The organism is Streptomyces sp. NPDC048590 (assembly GCF_043199535.1).
Taxonomy (GTDB): Bacteria; Actinomycetota; Actinomycetes; order Streptomycetales; family Streptomycetaceae; genus Streptomyces.
This window is the reverse complement of the sequence record NZ_JBICWC010000018.1, coordinates 27,064-44,386: the sequence shown is the minus strand read 5'-3', so window position 1 is coordinate 44,386 and position 17,323 is coordinate 27,064. Positions and strand designations below refer to the sequence as shown.

Here is a 17,323-nt window from a genome sequence, read left to right as displayed (position 1 = left end):
CTGGAGCCCGCTCAGGCAGGCCGGCGGGTTTCTACGTCTTCAGGTGAGAGTGCCCCGGGCGGCTGCCACGGCGGCGGCGAGCGCGGCGGGGTCGTCCCCGACCGTCACCGGCCGGCCGGTGACGTCTCCGCGCACATGGGAGATCCGGTGTCCCTCAGGGAGGGCGACCACATCGATCCACTCCCCGCGCGGATGGCCGCAGCGGCGCTCGCACCCGGACCAGTACACCGGGAGCCGTCCCGCCCGACCCGCGGCGGCGCCGGCCTGGGCCCGTACGTCGGCCAGCGACTTCGCACAGCCGGGCCGTCCCACACAGGCACCGACCCCGGACCACGGGGAGTCCGGCCCGGTGATCAGCCCCGCCTCCGCGAGCTCGCCCAGCAGGGCCTTCGCCCGGCCGGTCGCCAGTCCGGTGACGACCGCGCCGCGCCACGGGGTGAGCCGCAGTCCGCCGGCGTCCGCGAGAAGTGCCCACTGATCCGGGCTCAGCCGTCCGAGCGGAACGCCGACCGACAGCGAGATCGTGCCGTCCGTCCCCGCGACCGGCCCGGCGGCCGGGGCCGAGGCCTCGGACGGGCGTGGGCGGGTGGCCGGGGCGACGGGCAGACCCTCCTCGCGCAGCCGGCGTACGACCTCCGCGTGAAGGGCGTCCGCCATCCGGCCGGGCAGGTCCTTCACCCGCCACGCGCCGCTGCCCGCGGGTCGTGATCCCTCGCCGGACCGTCGCGCGACGGCCTCGTTCGCGGAGGTGAAGGCTTCCGCCGCGTCGAGGAACGCCTCGACGGCGGTCAGCGTGGCACGGGGGCCCTCGGACGCGGGGAGGCGGATGACGGCTTCTCCGTCGCCGACACGGAGCAGCGCCTCGGCGTGGTGGCCGATGAGGGTGAGATCGGCGCCGAGGGTCTCCACGTCCCCGCGTCCGTCGTCGAGCGCGACGAGGAAGCGCCCGGAAAGGGCGGTGGCCCGTTCGCTACCGCACAGGAGCCGGTCCACCTCGTCCAGCCACGGTCCGACGTCCATGGTTCCGCGGCCGTCGAGACCCGAGAGCGGGGAGGCCACCACGTTGCGGACGCGCTCATGGCGTGCGGACGGCAGCAGCCCCGCACGGGACAGCAACCCGGCCAGAGCCGTCCCCGCGTCCGGGGCCAGTCCGCGCAGCTGCACATTGCCCCGGGAGGTGAGATGCAACTCACCGTCACCGAGACGTCCGGCCGCATCCCCCAGAGCCTTCGCCTGACCCGGCGTCAGGATGCCGCCGGGTATCCGTATTCGCGCCAGCGCACCGTCGTCCGCCCGGTGCAACCGCAGTGCGCCCGGGCAGGCGTCGCCGCTGCTCCGGGGCTGCGCGCCGGCCGGAGACCGGGACGGAAGGGGGAAGGCGGACATGGCGGCGAGCATACCGACCGTGACCGTGGCCCACCCCTGCGCGGACTGTGACCTACGGGACACCCCGCGCTCCCCGCCCGGGGTGACGGGCGGCACGGCGTGACCCTGGCCGGCCGGGGGCGAGGCCGTCTGGTCAAGGCCCCCCACCTGCCGCCTACTATGCCTAGCGGCGGTCCGTTCGGCCCGCCGTCGCCACACGGCGACAGGGGAGGAAGCCCGGTGAGATTCCGGCGCGGTCCCGCCACTGTGAGCCCGGCCCACCGGCCGGGCGAGTCAGGAACTCCCGTCCTCAGGCTCTCGGCCCCGTCCGAGCAGCCGATCCGACACTGCCCGGGGCGTGGACACCCCGAGGAGGGCTGACGCCGCATGATCCTGCTCCTGTCGACGTCCGACACCGACCTGCTGAGCGCACGCGCCTCGCAGGGACCGGTCACCTACCGCTACGCCAACCCTTCCCGGCTCTCCTCGGACGACCTCCCGCAGCTCCTGGAGGGCACGGATCTCGTCGTCGTACGGCTGCTCGGCGGGGTCCGCGCCTGGCAGGAGGGACTCGACCAGGTGCTGGCGACCGGGCGGCCCGTCGTCGTACTGACCGGTGAACAGGCCCCCGACGCCCAGCTGATGGCCGCGTCGACCGTGCCCATCGGTATCGCGGCGGAGGCGCACGCCTACCTCGCGCACGGCGGCCCCGCCAACCTGGAGCAGCTGGCGCGGTTCCTCTCCGACACCGTGCTGCTCACCGGCCACGGCTTCGAGCCGCCCGCCGCCGCGCCCGCCTGGGGCCCGCTGGAGCGGACCGCCCGGGACGTCACCGGCCCGACGGTCGCGGTGCTCTACTACCGGGCCCACCACATGAGCGGCAACACAGCCTTCGTGGAGGCGCTCTGTTCGGCGGTCGAGGACGCGGGTGCCCGCCCGCTCCCTCTGTACGTGGCCTCGCTCCGCACCCCCGAACCCGAGCTCATCGACGAACTCCGCGCCGCCGACGCCGTGGTGACCACCGTCCTTGCCGCCGGCGGCACCAAGCCGGCGACCGCGTCGGCGGGAGGCGACGACGAGTCCTGGGACGCGGGCGCGCTCACCGGCCTCGACGTCCCCGTGCTCCAGGCGCTCTGCCTGACGAGCTCGCGCGGTGCGTGGGAGGAGAACGACGAGGGTGTCTCCCCGCTGGACGCCGCCACCCAGATCGCCGTCCCCGAGTTCGACGGGCGCCTGATCACCGTGCCGTTCTCGTTCAAGGAGATCGACGAGGACGGTCTGCCGGCGTACGTCGCGGACCCCGAGCGCGCGGCCCGGGTCGCCGGGATCGCCGTACGGCACGCACGGCTCCGGCACATACCGGCCGCCGAGAAGCGGATCGCCCTGGTCCTGTCGGCGTACCCGACCAAGCACTCGCGGATCGGCAACGCCGTCGGGCTCGACACCCCCGCGAGCGCCGTGGCCATGCTGCGCCGGCTGCGGGCGGAGGGGTACGACTTCGGGCCGGAGGAGGAGATCCCGGGACTCGTCTCCGGCGACGGCGACGAGCTGATCTACGCGCTCATCGAGGCCGGGGGCCACGACCAGGAGTGGCTCACCGAGGAGCAGCTGGCCCGCAACCCCGTCCGTATCCCCGCCGCGGACTACCGCCGCTGGTTCGCCACGCTGCCCGCCGAACTCCGTGAGTCCGTCGAGCGGCACTGGGGCCCGCCGCCGGGCGAGATGTTCGTCGACCGGTCCCGCAACCCCGAGGGCGACATCGTGCTCGCGGCCCTGCGCCGCGGCAACCTGCTGATCCTCATCCAGCCGCCGCGCGGCTTCGGCGAGAACCCGATCGCGATCTACCACGACCCCGATCTGCCGCCCTCGCACCACTACCTGGCCGCCTACCGCTGGATCGCCGCCTCCGCCGACGACAACGGCTTCGGCGCCGACGCGATGATCCACCTCGGCAAGCACGGCAATCTCGAGTGGCTGCCCGGCAAGAACGCCGGTCTCTCCGCGGCCTGCGGCCCCGACGCCGCGCTCGGCGACCTGCCGCTGGTCTACCCGTTCCTGGTCAACGACCCGGGCGAGGGCACCCAGGCCAAGCGCCGGGTGCACGCCACCCTCGTGGACCACCTCGTACCGCCGATGGCCCGCGCCGACAGCTACGGCGACATCGCGCGGCTGGAGCAGCTGCTCGACGAGCACGCGCAGATCGCCGCGATGGACCCCGCCAAGCTGCCGGCGGTCCGCGCCCAGATCTGGACCCTCATCCAGGCCGCGAAGCTCGACCACGACCTCGGGATCGAGGACCGCCCCGAGGACGAGGGCTTCGACGACTTCATCATGCATCTCGACGGCTGGCTCTGTGAGATCAAGGACGTCCAGATCCGCGACGGTCTGCATGTGCTCGGCGCCGCCCCGGCGGGCAAGGACCGCGTCAACCTCGTCCTGGCCGTGCTGCGCGCCCGCCAGATCTGGGGCGGTACCGCCTCGCTGCCCGGACTGCGCGAGGCACTCGGCCTGGACGAGTCCGCCGCCACCCGCACCGCCGCCGACGAGACCGAGGAACTGGCCCGCACCCTCGTGCAGGCGATGGACGACGCCGGATGGGACCCGGCCGCCGTCGCCGGTGTCGCCGCCGGCCACCCGCGGGCCGTCGCCGACATCCTCACCTTCGCCGCCCGCGAGGTCGTGCCCCGCCTCGCCGCGACCACCGACGAGCTGGACCACGTGGTCCACGCGCTCGGCGGCGGCTTCGTCCCCGCCGGCCCCTCCGGATCACCGCTGCGCGGCCTGGTCAACGTCCTGCCGACCGGCCGCAACTTCTACTCGGTCGACCCGAAAGCCGTGCCCTCCCGCCTCGCCTGGGAGACCGGCCAGGCCCTCGCCGACTCGCTCCTGGAGCGCTACCGCGCCGACAACGGCGACTGGCCCACCTCCGTCGGCCTGTCCCTCTGGGGCACCAGCGCGATGCGTACCGCCGGCGACGACATCGCCGAGGCCTTCGCCCTGCTCGGCGTCCGCCCCGTCTGGGACGACGCCTCCCGCCGGGTCACGGGCCTGGAGCCGATCCCGTACGAGGAGCTGGGCCGCCCCCGGATCGACGTCACGCTGCGCATCTCCGGGTTTTTCCGCGACGCCTTCCCGCACACCATCGGCCTCCTCGACGACGCCGTACGCCTGGCCGCCTCCCTGGACGAGCCCGACGAGCGGAACTTCGTCCGCGCCCACACCCGGGCCGACCTGGCGGAACACGGTGACGAGCGGCGCGCCACCACCCGGATCTTCGGCTCACGCCCCGGTACGTACGGCGCGGGGCTGCTCCAGCTGATCGACTCCCGCGACTGGCGCACCGACGCCGACCTCGCCGAGGTGTACACGGTGTGGGGCGGCTACGCCTACGGCCGGGAGCTGGACGGACGTCCGGCCCGGGAGGAGATGGAGACCGCGTACAAGCGCATCGCGGTCGCCGCGAAGAACACCGACACCCGTGAGCACGACATCGCGGACTCGGACGACTACTTCCAGTACCACGGCGGCATGGTCGCGACCGTACGCGCGCTGAAGGGCACCGCCCCCGAGGCGTACATCGGCGACTCGACCCGCCCCGAGACGGTCCGCACGCGCACCCTGGTCGAGGAGACGTCCCGGGTCTTCCGGGCCCGGGTGGTCAACCCGAAGTGGATCGAGGCGATGCGCCGCCACGGCTACAAGGGCGCCTTCGAGCTGGCGGCGACCGTCGACTACCTCTTCGGCTACGACGCGACGACGGGTGTGGTCGCGGACTGGATGTACGACAAGCTCACCGAGACGTACGTCCTGGACGAGACGAACCGGGAGTTCCTCCAGCAGGCGAACCCCTGGGCCCTCCACGGCATCGCGGAGCGTCTTCTGGAGGCCGAGTCCCGCGGGATGTGGGCCAAGCCCGACCCCGATGTGCTCGAAGCGCTCCGGCAGGTGTACCTGGAGACCGAGGGCGATCTGGAGGGCGAGGACTGAGCGGGCGCGCCCGGCGGCCGGTCACGTAAAGCCTGCGCGGCCGCCGGGCGGCGTGGTCCTGCCTTGCCGCCTCCGCGCGGCGGGGCCAAGCTTGTGGGATGGGTGACCGACCGGGCCACGCGTCCACCCCGTCCGTGCAGCTGATGTTCCGGCTGATGGAGGCCGTGGCCGCACACGAGGGCGGCGCGCCGCCGGACCAGCTGGCGCGCCGGGCGGCGCTGCCCCGGCGGGTGGCCCTGGAGATGCTGAGGTCCCTGGCCCTCGACGGCTACCTCCGCGCGCTGGAGGACGGCACCTTCGTCCTCGGCGACCGGTCGCAGGGCGGCCATTCCGCCGAGGACCTGGTCAGCGGCGTCCGTCCCGCCCTCGCCGCCCTGCGCAACGACGTCTCGGCCGCGGCCTACCTCACCTTCTACGAGGAGGGCGAGATCCGGATCGCCGAGATCGTCGACAGTCCTCAGACTCCCAAGGTCAACCTGTGGGTGGGGTTCCAGGACGCCGGGCATGCCACGGCCCTCGGCAAGTGCGTGCTGCGTGAGATGGACTCCGACGCACGCGGCGACTACCTGTCGAGGCACGACCTCCCCGATCTCACACCCCGCACGATCACCCACCGTGAGGAGTTGCTGCGGCAGCTGGAGTCCTCGCGGCAGGCGTCGGTGGTCATGGACCGGGAGGAGTACGACCTGGGCACGGTGTGCGTCGCGGTGCCCGTGCGCAGCGGGGACATGCTGGGTTCGCTGGGGGTCTCCTTCCGGGCGGACCGTATGTACCGCACCAGCCAGGTCCGTGACAGCCTGCTCCACTCGGCCGCCAGGGTGAGCAGGGGCCTCGCCCTCGGGGGCGGCTGAGGGGCCAGGGCCTCGGCTCGGCACCGCCGTCCGGAGCCGCTCGGGGGACCGCCCGCGCACACCGCATGCCGCGTCGGGCCGCGGCTGTGGCCTCGCGTCCGACGGCCGGCGCTGTACCCATCACGTCCGAGGCGTCTCCCGCGCCCGGAGCGCGTCGCCCGAAGGCGCGTGCCCCGTGCCTCGGTGCGCCGCGCCCGAAGGCTGCCGCACGGGGCGACGCGCTCAACGGCTGTCCGCCGCGACGGCCCTCCCCGGGCCATCGGCCCTATGCGCCGGACGCGCCGGACATGCCCTGGGAGCCGCCCCCACGGGCTGCAAGACCGGTGAGTTCGTCCAGGACCTCCCGCATCACCGGGGCCATCGCGCGGTCCTCGCCGTCCGCGATCCACCGCTCGAAACCGACCTTGAAGACGGCGATGCCCGTTTCGGCGCTCAGGCTCGCGGACCGCTCCGGTACACCGCGTCCGCGCAGGGTCTCGGCGAGCACGGCCGACAGCGAGGCGAGCTTGATCAGCTCACGTTCCTGGAGCTCGGTGTTGGCGACGATGACCGACTGGCGCTTGCGGGCGTACGCCCGCCGGTCGTCGAACATCGTGGACATCGCTTCCAGGCCCAGCGACAGAAGGTCGAGGGTCGCGATGCCCTCCGGGGCACCGGCGACCGCCTCGACGAGCAGGTCGCGCAGTTCGGAGCCGCCGAAGAGCACCTCGCGCTTGTCGGCGTAGTGCCGGAAGTAGGTCCGCTCGGTGAGCCCTGCCCGCCTGGCGATCTCCGCCACGGTGGTCTGCTCGAACCCGCGCTCGCTGTAGAGGTCGAGCGCCGCCTCGGCCAGGCGTCCACGCGCGTTCGGCTCCCATCTGCCCATGGGCACGATCCTACGTGATGGCAGTCCCTGACATCAGCTGTTACCGTTGATGTCAGTTACTGACATCGATAGTCGGGAGTGTTTCCCATGCGCATCTTCGTCACCGGCGCGTCCGGCTGGATCGGCTCCGCCGTCGTACCCGAACTCATCGGCGCGGGGCACCAGGTGGTGGGCCTCGCCCGGTCCGAGTCCTCCGCCGCCGCTCTCACCGAGGCCGGCGCCGAGGTGGCCAGGGGCACGGTCGACGACCTCGACGTCCTCCGGGAGGCGGCCGCTTCCGCGGACGGGGTGATCCACCTGGCCTTCAAGCACGACATCGCCTTCTCGGGCGACTTCCGTGGCGCCGCCGAGGCCGACCGGCGTGCTGTCGACGCCTTCGGTGACGTGCTGGCGGGCACCGACCGCCCGCTCGTCATCGCGTCAGGCCTCGCGGGGCTGACCCGCGGGCGGGCGGCTACCGAACGCGACATGCCGGAGGTCGACGGCTCCCCCACCTCGGTCCGGGCCGCCACCTCCGGGGCGGCGCTCGCACTCGCATCGCGCGGTGTCCGTTCCGTCGTGGTGCGGCTCGCCCCCACCTGCCACGGCGAGGGGGATCCCGGCTTCGTGGCGACTCTCGTGGCCATCGCCCGGGCCCGGGGCGTCTCCGGCTACATCGGCGACGGCGACAACCGCTGGGCGGCGGTCCACCGCCTCGATGCCGCCCGGCTCTTCCGGCTGGCGGTCGAATCCGCGCCTGCAGGGTCGGTCCTGCACGGCGCCGCGGAGGAGGGCGTCGCCCTTCGTTCGATCGCCGAGGTCATCGGCCGCCACCTGGGTGTCCCGGTCGCCTCGGTCGCCCCGGAGACGGCGGCGGAGCACTTCGGCTGGGCGGCCGGCTTCGTCGGCATGGACTCCGCGGCCTCGCATGCCCTCACAGCGGAGCTCCTGGACTGGCGCCCGGAGGGCCTCGGACTCCTGGAGGACCTCGAGAAGGGGTACTACTTCAACACCCCCACCCTCACCGGCTGACATCCGTCCGGGCGGGGGCGGCCCCGAGGCCTCCCGCCCGGACGGCCGGACCGGTCAGGAATCGAGAAGCGGCGACCGCGGCGCCGCCCTACGGTCGTTCCATGGCTTCCCTCACTCACGTCACCATCGAGGTGGACGACCCCACCGCCGCCGAACGCTTCTACTCCGAGGCCTTCGGCCTGGGCCCCGAACTGCGCGTACGGGCCTCCGAGGCTCCGACGACCGGCTTCCGCGGCTTCACCCTGTCGCTCACGGTCGCCCAGCCCTCCACCGTGAACAGCCTCGTCGACTCCGCACTCGCCGCCGGCGCCACGACGGTGAAGCCGGCCTCGAAGTCGCTCTGGGGCTACGGCGGTGTGGTGCGGTCGCCGGACGGCACCCTCTGGAAGATCGCCAGCTCGGCGAAGAAGGACAAGGGTCCCGCCACCCGGGAGATCGACCGCTTCGTGCTCCTGCTGGGCGTCGAGGACGTACTCGAGACCAAGCGCTTCTACGTCGGTCAGGGCCTGAAGGTCGGCAAGAGCTTCGGCCGCAAGTACGTCGAGTTCGACACCTCGGGCCCCGTCACCCTCGCCCTCTACGGCCGTCGCGCCCTGGCCAAGGACGCCGGGGTCGGCCCCGACGGCACCGGCTCCCACCGCATGGCGCTCGGCGGTGACCTCGGGCCCTTCACCGACCCGGACGGATTCGAGTGGGAGAAGACGTCGGACTGAGACCCGCCCGACAGCGCCCGGGGCGAGCGTGCCGCGACACGTACCCACCCCGGGCCGGCCGGTCCCAGGGCCGGGCGACACCCGGACGAATACCCTGCGGTGTCTTGGTCGCCCGTGGCACGATCGCCCGCGTGACCAACCGACCCGCCGACGCCCAGCACCTGCGTGACCTGGCACGGCTGCGCCGGGTCCGCGACCGGATGGACCGGGAGTACGCGCAGCCGCTGGACGTGGAGGCCCTCGCCCGGGGCGTCAACATGTCGGCCGGGCACCTCAGCCGCCAGTTCCGGCTCGCGTACGGGGAATCACCGTACGGATACCTGATGACGCGCCGGATCGAGCGGGCCATGGCCCTGCTGAGGCGTGGTGACCTCAGTGTCACCGAGGTCTGCTTCGAGGTCGGCTGCTCCTCGCTCGGCACCTTCAGCACGCGCTTCACCGAACTGGTCGGCATGCCGCCGAGCACCTACCGGCGCCAGGCCGCGGCCGGGGAGGAAGGGGTGCCCGCCTGCGTGGCGAAACAGGTGACCCGACCCGTCAGGAATCGAGAAGCACGCCCGCCGGGGCAGCCGTAGCGTGAACGGCATGGACATCACCATTCACACCAGCGTCCTCCCGCAGGACGACCCGGAAGCCGCTCTCGCCTTCTACCGCGACACCCTCGGCTTCGAGGTGCGCAGTGACGTCGGATCCGGCGCGATGCGCTGGATCACCGTGGGCCCCGCAGGACAGCCCGGCACCTCCATCCTCCTTGCCCCGCCGGCCGTCGACCCGGGCATCACGGACGACGAGCGCCGCACCGTCGCCGAGATGATGGCGAAGGGGACCTACGGGTGGATCCTCCTCGCCACCAAGGACCTGGACGCCACCTTCGAGAAGGTGCAGGCCGGCGACACCGAGGTCATCCAGGAGCCGACCCAGCAGCCGTACGGTGTGCGCGACTGCGCCTTCCGCGACCCCGCCGGCAACCAGATCCGCATCCAGGAAGTGCGCTGACCGGTCCCGGCCGTCGTCCTCGCCCCCGCGTGCTCACCCGGGGTGCTCCCACGGCCTGCCGTGCAAGCACCCCGGGTGAGGCGGGGGCGAGCGGGGCCGTCGCCGCGCGCAGGAAGTGCCGAAGGGGCATCAGCGAGCCTTCCCTCATGGTGAGTTGAGGCCCGAACGTGGACGACACCGAGCTGGCGGCCGGGCCGGCCACGGGGCCGGACCCACGCCGCGTCCGGATGGTTGTACGTGCCTTCGGTCCACGGGTCGCCGCCGTGGGCGACCGTTCACGCGGCGACAGCGGAAGCGGGCCGGCCTCGGTCACGAATACGTGACAGCTCCCGGGGAAATCCCAATTCCCTCCATAATTCCTTCACTTGCTGGCATGCTTCTTCGGCTGACACCACTTCGCAGATGGAGAGCGACTTCGCATGTCCGAAACCCAGCCCAGTACCGCGTCCCATTCGTACGTCCCCGGACCGGCGGGCGAGGTCGTCGCGGCCGGCGCACCGGTCGCGACCCAGCTGCCCGGTCTGGCCATGAAGCGCCGTGGCCCGGTCGCCGTGTGGCTCGGTCTGACGCTCATCACCTTCGGCATCTACCAGCTGGTCTGGTATTACAAGATCCACAAGGAGCTGCAGGAGTTCGACCGCCGCCAGGTGCTCAACCCCGGCGGCAGCCTGATGGTCCTGATCTTCCTGGGCTGGACCCTCATCGCCCCGCTGATCTCCTTCCGCAACACCGGAAAGGCCATAGCCGCGGCCCAGCGCGCGGCGGGTCTGCCCGTCACGTGCAGCCCGGCCGCGAGCATGTGGCTGACCTTCGTCTTCGGCCTGAACGTCTGGTACATGCAGCGTCAGCTGAACCTGGTCGTCGAGGCCTTTCCCGGCGCCGCGCCGGGCACCCCGGTGACGCTCTCGGCCTGAGCCGCGCGGTTGGAGACCCGCCACTGAACCCGCGAGCGCGCGGAGGGCGGGTGGGCCATCATGTCCCCAGCGGGGGCCGGGTAGTCGCCCGGCCTCCGCTCGGCGTAGAGGCGTCGCCCGGCCCTCGCTCGGCGTAGAGGCAGGGAGAGATCCGCTCATGGGGAGGGCTCCGGAATGACCGAGGTGGTGCTGAGTCTGTCGGTGCGCGATCTGACGCATGCCGACCTGGAGGCCTGCGGATGGGCGGGCTCCGATCATCATCTGGCTGGTGTGGCAGTCCAGTTGGAACGTGCCGGACGAGGTGAGGTCGACTACCTCGCGGTCTGCTCGGCCACGGGTGTCCCCGTGGCGAAGGGCGGCGTCGACTACATGCCCAGGCTGGGCGCCGGCACCCTCTGGCAGCTGGCGGTCCACCCCGCACTCCAGTCGTGCGGCATCGGCACCCTCCTCGTGGAAGCGGCGGAACAGCGCATCAGGGACCGCGGGCTGCGCCAGGCGGAGCTGGGCGTGGAGGACGACAACCCCCGGGCCCGCGCCCTGTACGAACGGCTGGGCTATGTCGCGTACGACCGCCGGCCGGACTCGTGGGAGGTCCAGGGCCCTGACGGGACGCTGCGCCGCCACGACACGATGTGCACGCTGATGCGGAAGACGCTGGCGTAGCCGTCGGCCGCCACCGCGGGTGAGCGCGACCAGAACCGCTGCCCCGTACGACGCCTGGAAGCGGCTGCTGACCGATGCGAAGGTCCGGGACGGGCGCCTGCACGATGCCCGGCACACCGCGGTGACGGTTCTGCTCATCCTCGGTGTCCCCGAACGGGCCGTGATGCAGATCATGGGCTGGTCGTTCACGGCGATGGCGGCCCGGTAGCAGCTCGTGACGGGTGGCATCCTGGCCGACGTCGCGCGGCGGGTCGGAGGACTCATTCGGGAAGTGGCCGACGACGCTGACAACAGCGGCTCGGCGGGCTCCGAAGAGTGTCGTTGAGACTACGAATGTCGAAGGGCCCCGCAGCAAGCTGCGGGGCCCTTCGACGTATTGCCCGGTGAGAGCTGTGGCGGAGGATACGAGATTCGTACTCGTGAGGGGTTGCCCCGAACACGCTTCCCGAGTTCTCGTCCAGAGGGCGGTCGGGGGCGGTGCGAGCCCCGCCCCCGACCTGGTGGTCAGCTGCTGTAGTACCCGGCCAGGTCGGCGATGACCTGGACCGAACCGGTGTGGTTGGCGAAGGTGACCCGTCCGTCAACCACAGGCACCACGACCATGTTGGAAATGGTCTGCCCTGCACCGAAGTTGAGGTTCGAGACCCGGGGCTCCGGCAGACCGTGCGGGTGGACCGTCAGATATCCCCCAGCCGAAGGCGCGGTGACCGTCACGTTGAGCACCACTGCTGTGACCCCGGAGGAGGGGACGCCGGCCGTACCGGTGACCGGGAGGCTGACCAGACCGCCCGGGGCGACGGCTCCGGGCCGGGCACCCAGTCCGCTGCGTGTGTCCAGCAGCCGCAGCGGGCCGGCGGGGGTGAAGGTCGAACCGGTGGCGGAGAAGTACCCCGTGACGTCGGCGAGGAGGTCGACGGAGCCCGCACTGTTGCGCAGGGCCACCGAACCGTTCACCACCGGGACGACGACCATGTTGGGGATCGTCCGGTCGGCGGCGAAGTTGATGTTGGATACGGCCGGCAGCGACTGTCCGTCGGGGTACACGGTGATGTAGCCACCGGTGGTGGGCCGGACGGCGGTGACGTTCATGACGACGGCGGTGACCCCGGTGGCGGGGATGCCGTGTGTCCCGGCGACCTTGAGCTTGACGGTTCCGCCCGCTCCGACCCGTGCCTTGGGGGCGCCGGTGCCGTTGCGGGTGTCCAGGAAGCGCGTCGGCGAGACCGGCGTCAAGGCCGAACCTGAACTCCCCTCCGAGTAGTAGCCCGTGACGTCGGCGAGGAGGTCGACGGAGCCCGCACTGTTGCGCAGGGCCACCGATCCGTTCCGTACGGGAACCGTCACCAGGTTGGCGATGGTCTGCGGCGCCGTGTAGTTGACGCTGGAGACGGTCGGCAGCGGCTGACCGTCGGGGTACACGTCGACGTGGCCGTTGCCGGTGGGCCGGACGGCGGTGACGTTCATGACGACGGCGGTGACCCCGGTGGCGGGGATGCCGTGTGTCCCGGCGACCTTGAGCTTGACGGTTCCGCCCGCGCCGACCCGTGCCTTGGGGGCGCCGGTGCCGTTGCGGGTGTCCAGGAAGCGCGTCGGCGAGACCGGGACGAGGCGGTTGTGGGTCGCCGCCGGTGCGGCGGTGACGGTGTAGGCGCCCGGAAGGTAGCCGGGTGACGGGATGCCGGATGTGTACCCGACGTTGCCGATCACCAGGTCGTACGCGCCCGGAGGGAGGTCGTACGTACCGAGCCGCACGGTGAGCGTGGTGCCATCGGCGCTGACGGAGACCGGCTCGGCGGTGCGGGAGTCGTCCCCGGACCGGAGTTCCACCTCGGTGCCGAGGGTCAGATTCGTGCCGTGAAGCACAACCTGGTTGGACGTCCCGGCAGGTCCGCTCGTCGGGCCCAGCGAGGTGACGTCGGCCGACTTCGGCTGAGTGGTGCAGCCGCTCCTGCAGACACCCTGCATGGAGTACTCGACCGGAGTGTCCGCCTGGTACGGGCTCACCAGCATCAGGTAGTCGCCTGCGGAGGCGCTGGAGGTGGTGAGGCAGGAATAGCTGAAGACACCGGCGTTGTCACCGTTGCACTGGTAGGAGTAGTCGGCGCTCTCGCCGGCGAAGCGGGTGGTGCTCAGCAGGCTCACCCACGGGGTGCCGGTGCTGCTGCTCTGGGTGCCGAACACCTGGAAGCGCTGCGACGGCTGCATGGGGATCACGGCGCAGTACGCGGTCGCGGACTCGGTGAACGTGCCGCTCCGCACGGAAAAGCCCTGCGGAGACACCTTGTTGGCCGTGCATTCCGGGGCCCAGCCCGAGGCAGTGCCGACGCGCCAGGTGTCGATGTGTGCGGATATGGGGGTCTCGTCGTACCCCGAGGCCAGGACGATGACAACGTACGAGGTCGAGCCGGTGACGCGGCAGGAGACGCCCCACTGCCGGCACACGCTGGTGCCCGAGGCATCGACCACCTTCAGCACCACGCCCGTGTTCCGGGCGGCCGTCGGGGTTCGCGCGGACATCCAGAGCTTGTCCGTGGCCGCCGCGGTGACCCGCAGACACCGGCTGTCCAGTGCGGAACCGAAGGTGAAGGACGTGGAAGCTCCACCGACGGTGAGCGAGGCCGGAGCGGCACACTTCGCCGTCGAGGAGATGTCCCGGCGGACCAGTTTGTACGTGTCCGTGGCGCCGGTGCCTGTCAGCAGGGCCGTGTAGCCGACACCGGCCGTGAACCGGCAGGTGGCCGTGGAGCCGCCGACGGTGCTGCACACTTCGTTGCCGGCGCCGTCGTACACCCGCACCGCGGCGTTGACCCTGTTGGCGTTGTTCGTGTAGTCGAACATCTCGACGGTGGAGTGCTGGCCGGCTGCGATGCCCAGACACACGGCCTGGGTCGTGCTCGTGAGCGGAACCGACACGCCCCAGGTGCCGTCGAACGCCGACTGCGGCCAGGCCGTGCAGCCCGTGGTCTTCCCGGTGTCCTGGACGGCGAGCTGATACTCACCTGCGGCGGAGCCCGAAAGCACCGCGTGGAACGGGGCGGTCCCGGTCAGCTTGCAGATCACCGGGGAGTCGTCGTCGTCACACTGCGCGATGCCCTTGGCGTCGAACACCCGGTAGCTCGGGTTGACTCCGCCGTCCGGTGTCCGGTCGATCAGGTAGAGGCCGTGGCCGGTGGCCGTCGGGAGGGACAGACACTGCTGCTCGCCCGGTCCGCCGAAGGCACCCTTCACCGGCCCGGAGGCGAAGCCGTCGTCGCGTACGGCGGTGCAGCCCTGCGTCAGATTCGTCGCGTACAGCCGGACCCCGAAGGCGGCCGGGTCGCTGCTGCGCCCGTCGCGCGCCCAGGTGTAATCACCTGCGGTCAGGGTGCAGGGGGCGAGCAGCGTGGGGGTGCAGCGGGGCGTGCCGTCGGCGCCGTAGAGGCTGCCGGAGACACTGTCGCCGACGGTGTCGAACAGATAGGGCCCGGAGGCTGGTACGTGCAGAACGCGGCAGCGCGCGGTGGATGTGGCGTCCGGGACCGTGCCGTAGGCCAGCGGCTGGACGCCGGGGCAGCCGACGGGAGCGGAGAGGCGGGCCGACGTGAGGCTGTAGTCCATGCTCGCCGCGTACGACTGGTTCGTCAGCACACGGAACGGCGCGTTGCCCTTGAGGGTGCAGTCGAAGTCCGTGGCGTTGTTCTCACGGGTCGTGCAGACCTCCGTGCCGGTGGCGTCGTAGACGGTCCCGGTCACCTGCCACGCGGACAGATGGCTGCGCAGTACGTCGCCGGCGGCGGACGGCAGGCCGAAGCAGTGGCCGGCGGACCCGGCGGTCAGCGTGTCGGCGAGGGCCTTCGGCGTCCCGAGGGCGGTGTCGTCCTCGGAGACCGCGGTGCAGGAAGTACCGGACAGCAGAGCCGTGTACGACACCGAGAAGCCACTCGACGGTGCCCCGGCCTGCATGGTGTACGTGCCGGCCTGGCTCGTCGGACACCGTGCCGCCCCGTACGCGCCGTCGGGCCGGTCGCAGGTGACCGTCGAACCGTCCGGTGCGGTGAGCGTCGGGTACTGGGGCTGGTCGTCGGTGGAGACGACCTGGAGAAACATCAGGTCGTCGGGGTCCGGCAGGGTGAAGGTGAAGCTCGCGCCGCCTTCGGGCCCGGCGGAGCAGGTGTAGACCGTTCCGGACTCGATCGCCCCGGAGCAGGTGTCGGCCGCGTCGCTACGGCCGATCTCGCGCGCGGCGGCGGCGTGCAGTGCCTCGGGAGACGCCTTCTTCTCTGTGGACTTCGGCGACTTCGGCGACTTCGGTGTCGCGGGCTCGGAGGCCGTGGTCTTCGGGCTCGGCACGGCCACGGCGGAAGCCGTGCCGCTCTGTGAGGTGAACGAGGCCAGGACGGCGACGATCAGCGCGAGAAGCGAAGCCGCCCCCCTGGGCGCGCGTCGTCTTCGACGTTGCTTCCTGATGGACGTGTGAAGCATGCGTTCCCCCCTGGAAAGCGCAGGCCCCGTCCCTGTGGTGCTCACGAGGGCTCTTGGGCGAGTGGATTCTAACGAGGAGCAAGGACAGACGTTCGATCTTTACTGTGGCGTGGATCTCGCCTTCCTGGCCGGTGTATTGGTGCCTCGGGCCAGGTCGTACAGGCAGCACCATCACGCCGCAGACGAACGGAAACGCAGCCGCGGCCGAACCCGTGAAGGGCCCAGCGAGCCACGTCCCCTCGATCGAGAAGAAGTACGGCCGACCGATCGCGGATTGGAAGGACCTCATCCGCGCTTCGCCCCTGACCGAGCACATGGACCGGTCACTCAAGACGGAACACGCGGCCTGGGCCGCAGCCACGCCGAACGTCGAAGGGCCCCACCGCAAGCGGTGGGGCCCTTCGACGTATTGCCCGGTGAGAGCAATGGCGGAGGATACGAGATTCGAACTCGTGAGGGGTTGCCCCCAACAGGCTTTCCAAATGTTCGTCCGGGCATTCGGGGACGGTCATGGGCGTGCCGACTGTGGCGGAGCCAGCGGCTACAGGCGTGCCGAACTGTGGTGTACGCCTGCGAATGAGACCAGAACTGAGACCGGGCGCGCGTTCATTTACCGGCCCTGGGGCCGTACCACTGCATGGCTTGGCCGGTGATGGCGGCGACGCATTCGAAGTCGTGGTCGCGGTGCAGGAGGGTAAGTCCCTGGAGTTCCGCGGTGGCGGCAACGACGAGGTCAACAGCCCCGGCACTACGGTGCTGACCGCGCTGGGTCAGCAGCTCCTGAACCTGCCAGGCGCGGTCGTACGCGCGGTCATCGACGGGCACCCAGCCGAACAGCAGCCGCATGTCCTCGATGCCGCGCGCACGGTCTGCGGCTGAGCGGGCGCTGTAGAAGAACTCCAGCTCGGTAATAGGGCAGGTCGCGATGAGCCCTGCCGTGGCGGCCTGATCCCAGCCGTACTGTTCGGCGTCGTCGCGGAAGAATCGGGCGAGGGCGCTGGTGTCGATCAGGAACTGTGCCGCGCTCACCGCCGGTAGTCCCTCTTGTCCTCGAAGACATCCAGATCGAAGCCACCCTCGCCCGCTGCGGCCCGCAACCGAGTCAGAGCGAGAGCCCGTCGGCGGTTCTCGAGTACCTCGCGCAGAGCAGTGTTGACCGTCTCCTTCTTGGTGCCGGTCCCCAGCGCTTGAGCCACGTCGGCCAGCAGTTCGTCGTCGAGGTCGATCACTGTGCGACTCATCGAGCACCTCCTGTGATATCAGCTCGCGCAGCAAGTATATCTCACTGGATATCCCGATGTCTCGGGCGAGCATCTGGCGAACTCCACGGCAGCCGTCACCCGGGGGTGAACCGCCAACACGGGGTAGCCCTCGCGGCCGGTCGCGTGCGGCGCTGTGACGCCGAGGGTGAGCGCTGCCCCGTGCATCGCCATGCTCACCGCCCGAAGGCCTGCTGTCTGCGTCAGGAATGAGGCCTTTTGTGATCTTCGCCCACAA

At 71.4% G+C, this 17,323-nt stretch carries 14 protein-coding genes, 1 pseudogene and 1 riboswitch; of the genes and pseudogenes, 10 read left to right on the top strand and 5 right to left on the bottom strand.

What is annotated here, in order from left to right:
* Nucleotides 1-39 precede the first annotated feature (39 nt).
* Nucleotides 40-1,398 carry a cobalamin biosynthesis protein CobG gene (locus tag ACGFNN_RS33755; protein WP_393561780.1) on the bottom strand — a complete coding sequence of 453 codons (1,359 nt, stop codon included), beginning with the start codon at nt 1,396-1,398 and terminating at the stop codon, nt 40-42.
* A gap of 196 nt (nt 1,399-1,594) precedes the next feature.
* Nucleotides 1,595-1,669: riboswitch (cobalamin riboswitch) on the top strand.
* An 83-nt stretch (nt 1,670-1,752) separates the two neighbouring features.
* Between ACGFNN_RS33755 and cobN the strand changes: the two genes are divergently transcribed.
* Together cobN and ACGFNN_RS33745 are read left to right on the top strand one after the other, a co-directional pair.
* Complete coding sequence (gene cobN, locus ACGFNN_RS33750) at nt 1,753-5,352, top strand: cobaltochelatase subunit CobN (protein WP_393561742.1); 3,600 nt, start codon at nt 1,753-1,755, stop codon at nt 5,350-5,352.
* 98 nt (nt 5,353-5,450) lie between these two features.
* The gene (locus ACGFNN_RS33745; protein ID WP_393561740.1) at nt 5,451-6,203 is read left to right on the top strand and encodes an IclR family transcriptional regulator; all 753 of its coding nucleotides are present in this window, start codon (nt 5,451-5,453) and stop codon (nt 6,201-6,203) included.
* Between the two features lie 265 nt (nt 6,204-6,468).
* Here the strand turns inward: ACGFNN_RS33745 and ACGFNN_RS33740 are convergent, their stop codons facing one another.
* Nucleotides 6,469-7,068 carry a TetR/AcrR family transcriptional regulator gene (locus ACGFNN_RS33740; RefSeq protein WP_393561738.1) on the bottom strand — a complete coding sequence of 200 codons (600 nt, stop codon included), beginning with the start codon at nt 7,066-7,068 and terminating at the stop codon, nt 6,469-6,471.
* A gap of 87 nt (nt 7,069-7,155) precedes the next feature.
* Here ACGFNN_RS33740 and ACGFNN_RS33735 point away from each other — a divergent pair, with 87 nt between their 5' ends.
* The 7 genes and pseudogenes from ACGFNN_RS33735 to ACGFNN_RS33705 form a co-directional block, all read left to right on the top strand.
* Nucleotides 7,156-8,079 carry an SDR family oxidoreductase gene (locus tag ACGFNN_RS33735; RefSeq protein ID WP_393561736.1) on the top strand — a complete coding sequence of 308 codons (924 nt, stop codon included), beginning with the start codon at nt 7,156-7,158 and terminating at the stop codon, nt 8,077-8,079.
* A gap of 101 nt (nt 8,080-8,180) precedes the next feature.
* Nucleotides 8,181-8,792: a glyoxalase gene (locus tag ACGFNN_RS33730; RefSeq protein WP_393561734.1), complete on the top strand. Its 612-nt coding sequence runs from the start codon at nt 8,181-8,183 to the stop codon at nt 8,790-8,792.
* A gap of 131 nt (nt 8,793-8,923) precedes the next feature.
* Nucleotides 8,924-9,367 carry a helix-turn-helix transcriptional regulator gene (locus ACGFNN_RS33725; RefSeq protein ID WP_362551235.1) on the top strand — a complete coding sequence of 148 codons (444 nt, stop codon included), beginning with the start codon at nt 8,924-8,926 and terminating at the stop codon, nt 9,365-9,367.
* 10 nt (nt 9,368-9,377) lie between these two features.
* A complete protein-coding gene (locus ACGFNN_RS33720; protein WP_362551238.1) occupies nt 9,378-9,788 on the top strand; it encodes a VOC family protein in 411 nt (136 codons plus the stop codon).
* 419 nt (nt 9,789-10,207) lie between these two features.
* Nucleotides 10,208-10,702 carry a DUF4234 domain-containing protein gene (locus ACGFNN_RS33715; RefSeq protein ID WP_393561732.1) on the top strand — a complete coding sequence of 165 codons (495 nt, stop codon included), beginning with the start codon at nt 10,208-10,210 and terminating at the stop codon, nt 10,700-10,702.
* Between the two features lie 174 nt (nt 10,703-10,876).
* Nucleotides 10,877-11,365 (top strand): GNAT family N-acetyltransferase, encoded by a 489-nt coding sequence (locus ACGFNN_RS33710; RefSeq protein ID WP_393561730.1) that lies wholly within the window; start codon nt 10,877-10,879, stop codon nt 11,363-11,365.
* Between the two features lie 43 nt (nt 11,366-11,408).
* A pseudogene (locus ACGFNN_RS33705) lies at nt 11,409-11,690 on the top strand (site-specific integrase); the annotation flags it as partial.
* A 179-nt stretch (nt 11,691-11,869) separates the two neighbouring features.
* Here the strand turns inward: ACGFNN_RS33705 and ACGFNN_RS33700 are convergent.
* The gene (locus tag ACGFNN_RS33700) at nt 11,870-15,826 is read right to left on the bottom strand and encodes a hypothetical protein (RefSeq protein WP_393561729.1); all 3,957 of its coding nucleotides are present in this window, start codon (nt 15,824-15,826) and stop codon (nt 11,870-11,872) included.
* 104 nt (nt 15,827-15,930) lie between these two features.
* Here ACGFNN_RS33700 and ACGFNN_RS33695 point away from each other — a divergent pair, with 104 nt between their 5' ends.
* Nucleotides 15,931-16,479 carry a DUF4287 domain-containing protein gene (locus tag ACGFNN_RS33695; RefSeq protein ID WP_393561727.1) on the top strand — a complete coding sequence of 183 codons (549 nt, stop codon included), beginning with the start codon at nt 15,931-15,933 and terminating at the stop codon, nt 16,477-16,479.
* On the opposite strand, the gene ACGFNN_RS33690 is transcribed toward ACGFNN_RS33695, so the two are convergent.
* Together ACGFNN_RS33690 and ACGFNN_RS33685 are read right to left on the bottom strand one after the other, a co-directional pair.
* A complete protein-coding gene (locus tag ACGFNN_RS33690) occupies nt 16,433-16,855 on the bottom strand; it encodes a PIN domain nuclease (protein WP_393561725.1) in 423 nt (140 codons plus the stop codon). The genes ACGFNN_RS33695 and ACGFNN_RS33690 overlap by 47 nt on opposite strands.
* A complete protein-coding gene (locus ACGFNN_RS33685) occupies nt 16,852-17,067 on the bottom strand; it encodes a type II toxin-antitoxin system VapB family antitoxin (RefSeq protein ID WP_099173112.1) in 216 nt (71 codons plus the stop codon). The genes ACGFNN_RS33690 and ACGFNN_RS33685 overlap by 4 nt, the downstream gene beginning before the upstream one ends.
* Nucleotides 17,068-17,323 lie beyond the last annotated feature (256 nt).

Excerpts from the sequence above, each read along its gene's own strand:
- cobN (WP_393561742.1), top strand. The coding sequence starts at position 1,753 with ATGATCCTGCTCCTGTCGACGTCCGACACCGACCTGCTGAGCGCACGC.
- ACGFNN_RS33715 (WP_393561732.1), top strand. The coding sequence starts at position 10,208 with ATGTCCGAAACCCAGCCCAGTACCGCGTCCCATTCGTACGTCCCCGGA.
- ACGFNN_RS33700 (WP_393561729.1), bottom strand. The coding sequence starts at position 15,826 with ATGCTTCACACGTCCATCAGGAAGCAACGTCGAAGACGACGCGCGCCC.
- ACGFNN_RS33735 (WP_393561736.1), top strand. The coding sequence starts at position 7,156 with ATGCGCATCTTCGTCACCGGCGCGTCCGGCTGGATCGGCTCCGCCGTC.
- ACGFNN_RS33730 (WP_393561734.1), top strand. The coding sequence starts at position 8,181 with ATGGCTTCCCTCACTCACGTCACCATCGAGGTGGACGACCCCACCGCC.
- ACGFNN_RS33755 (WP_393561780.1), bottom strand. The coding sequence starts at position 1,398 with ATGCTCGCCGCCATGTCCGCCTTCCCCCTTCCGTCCCGGTCTCCGGCC.
- ACGFNN_RS33685 (WP_099173112.1), bottom strand. The coding sequence starts at position 17,067 with ATGAGTCGCACAGTGATCGACCTCGACGACGAACTGCTGGCCGACGTG.
- ACGFNN_RS33710 (WP_393561730.1), top strand. The coding sequence starts at position 10,877 with ATGACCGAGGTGGTGCTGAGTCTGTCGGTGCGCGATCTGACGCATGCC.
- ACGFNN_RS33745 (WP_393561740.1), top strand. The coding sequence starts at position 5,451 with ATGGGTGACCGACCGGGCCACGCGTCCACCCCGTCCGTGCAGCTGATG.
- ACGFNN_RS33720 (WP_362551238.1), top strand. The coding sequence starts at position 9,378 with ATGGACATCACCATTCACACCAGCGTCCTCCCGCAGGACGACCCGGAA.
- ACGFNN_RS33740 (WP_393561738.1), bottom strand. The coding sequence starts at position 7,068 with ATGGGCAGATGGGAGCCGAACGCGCGTGGACGCCTGGCCGAGGCGGCG.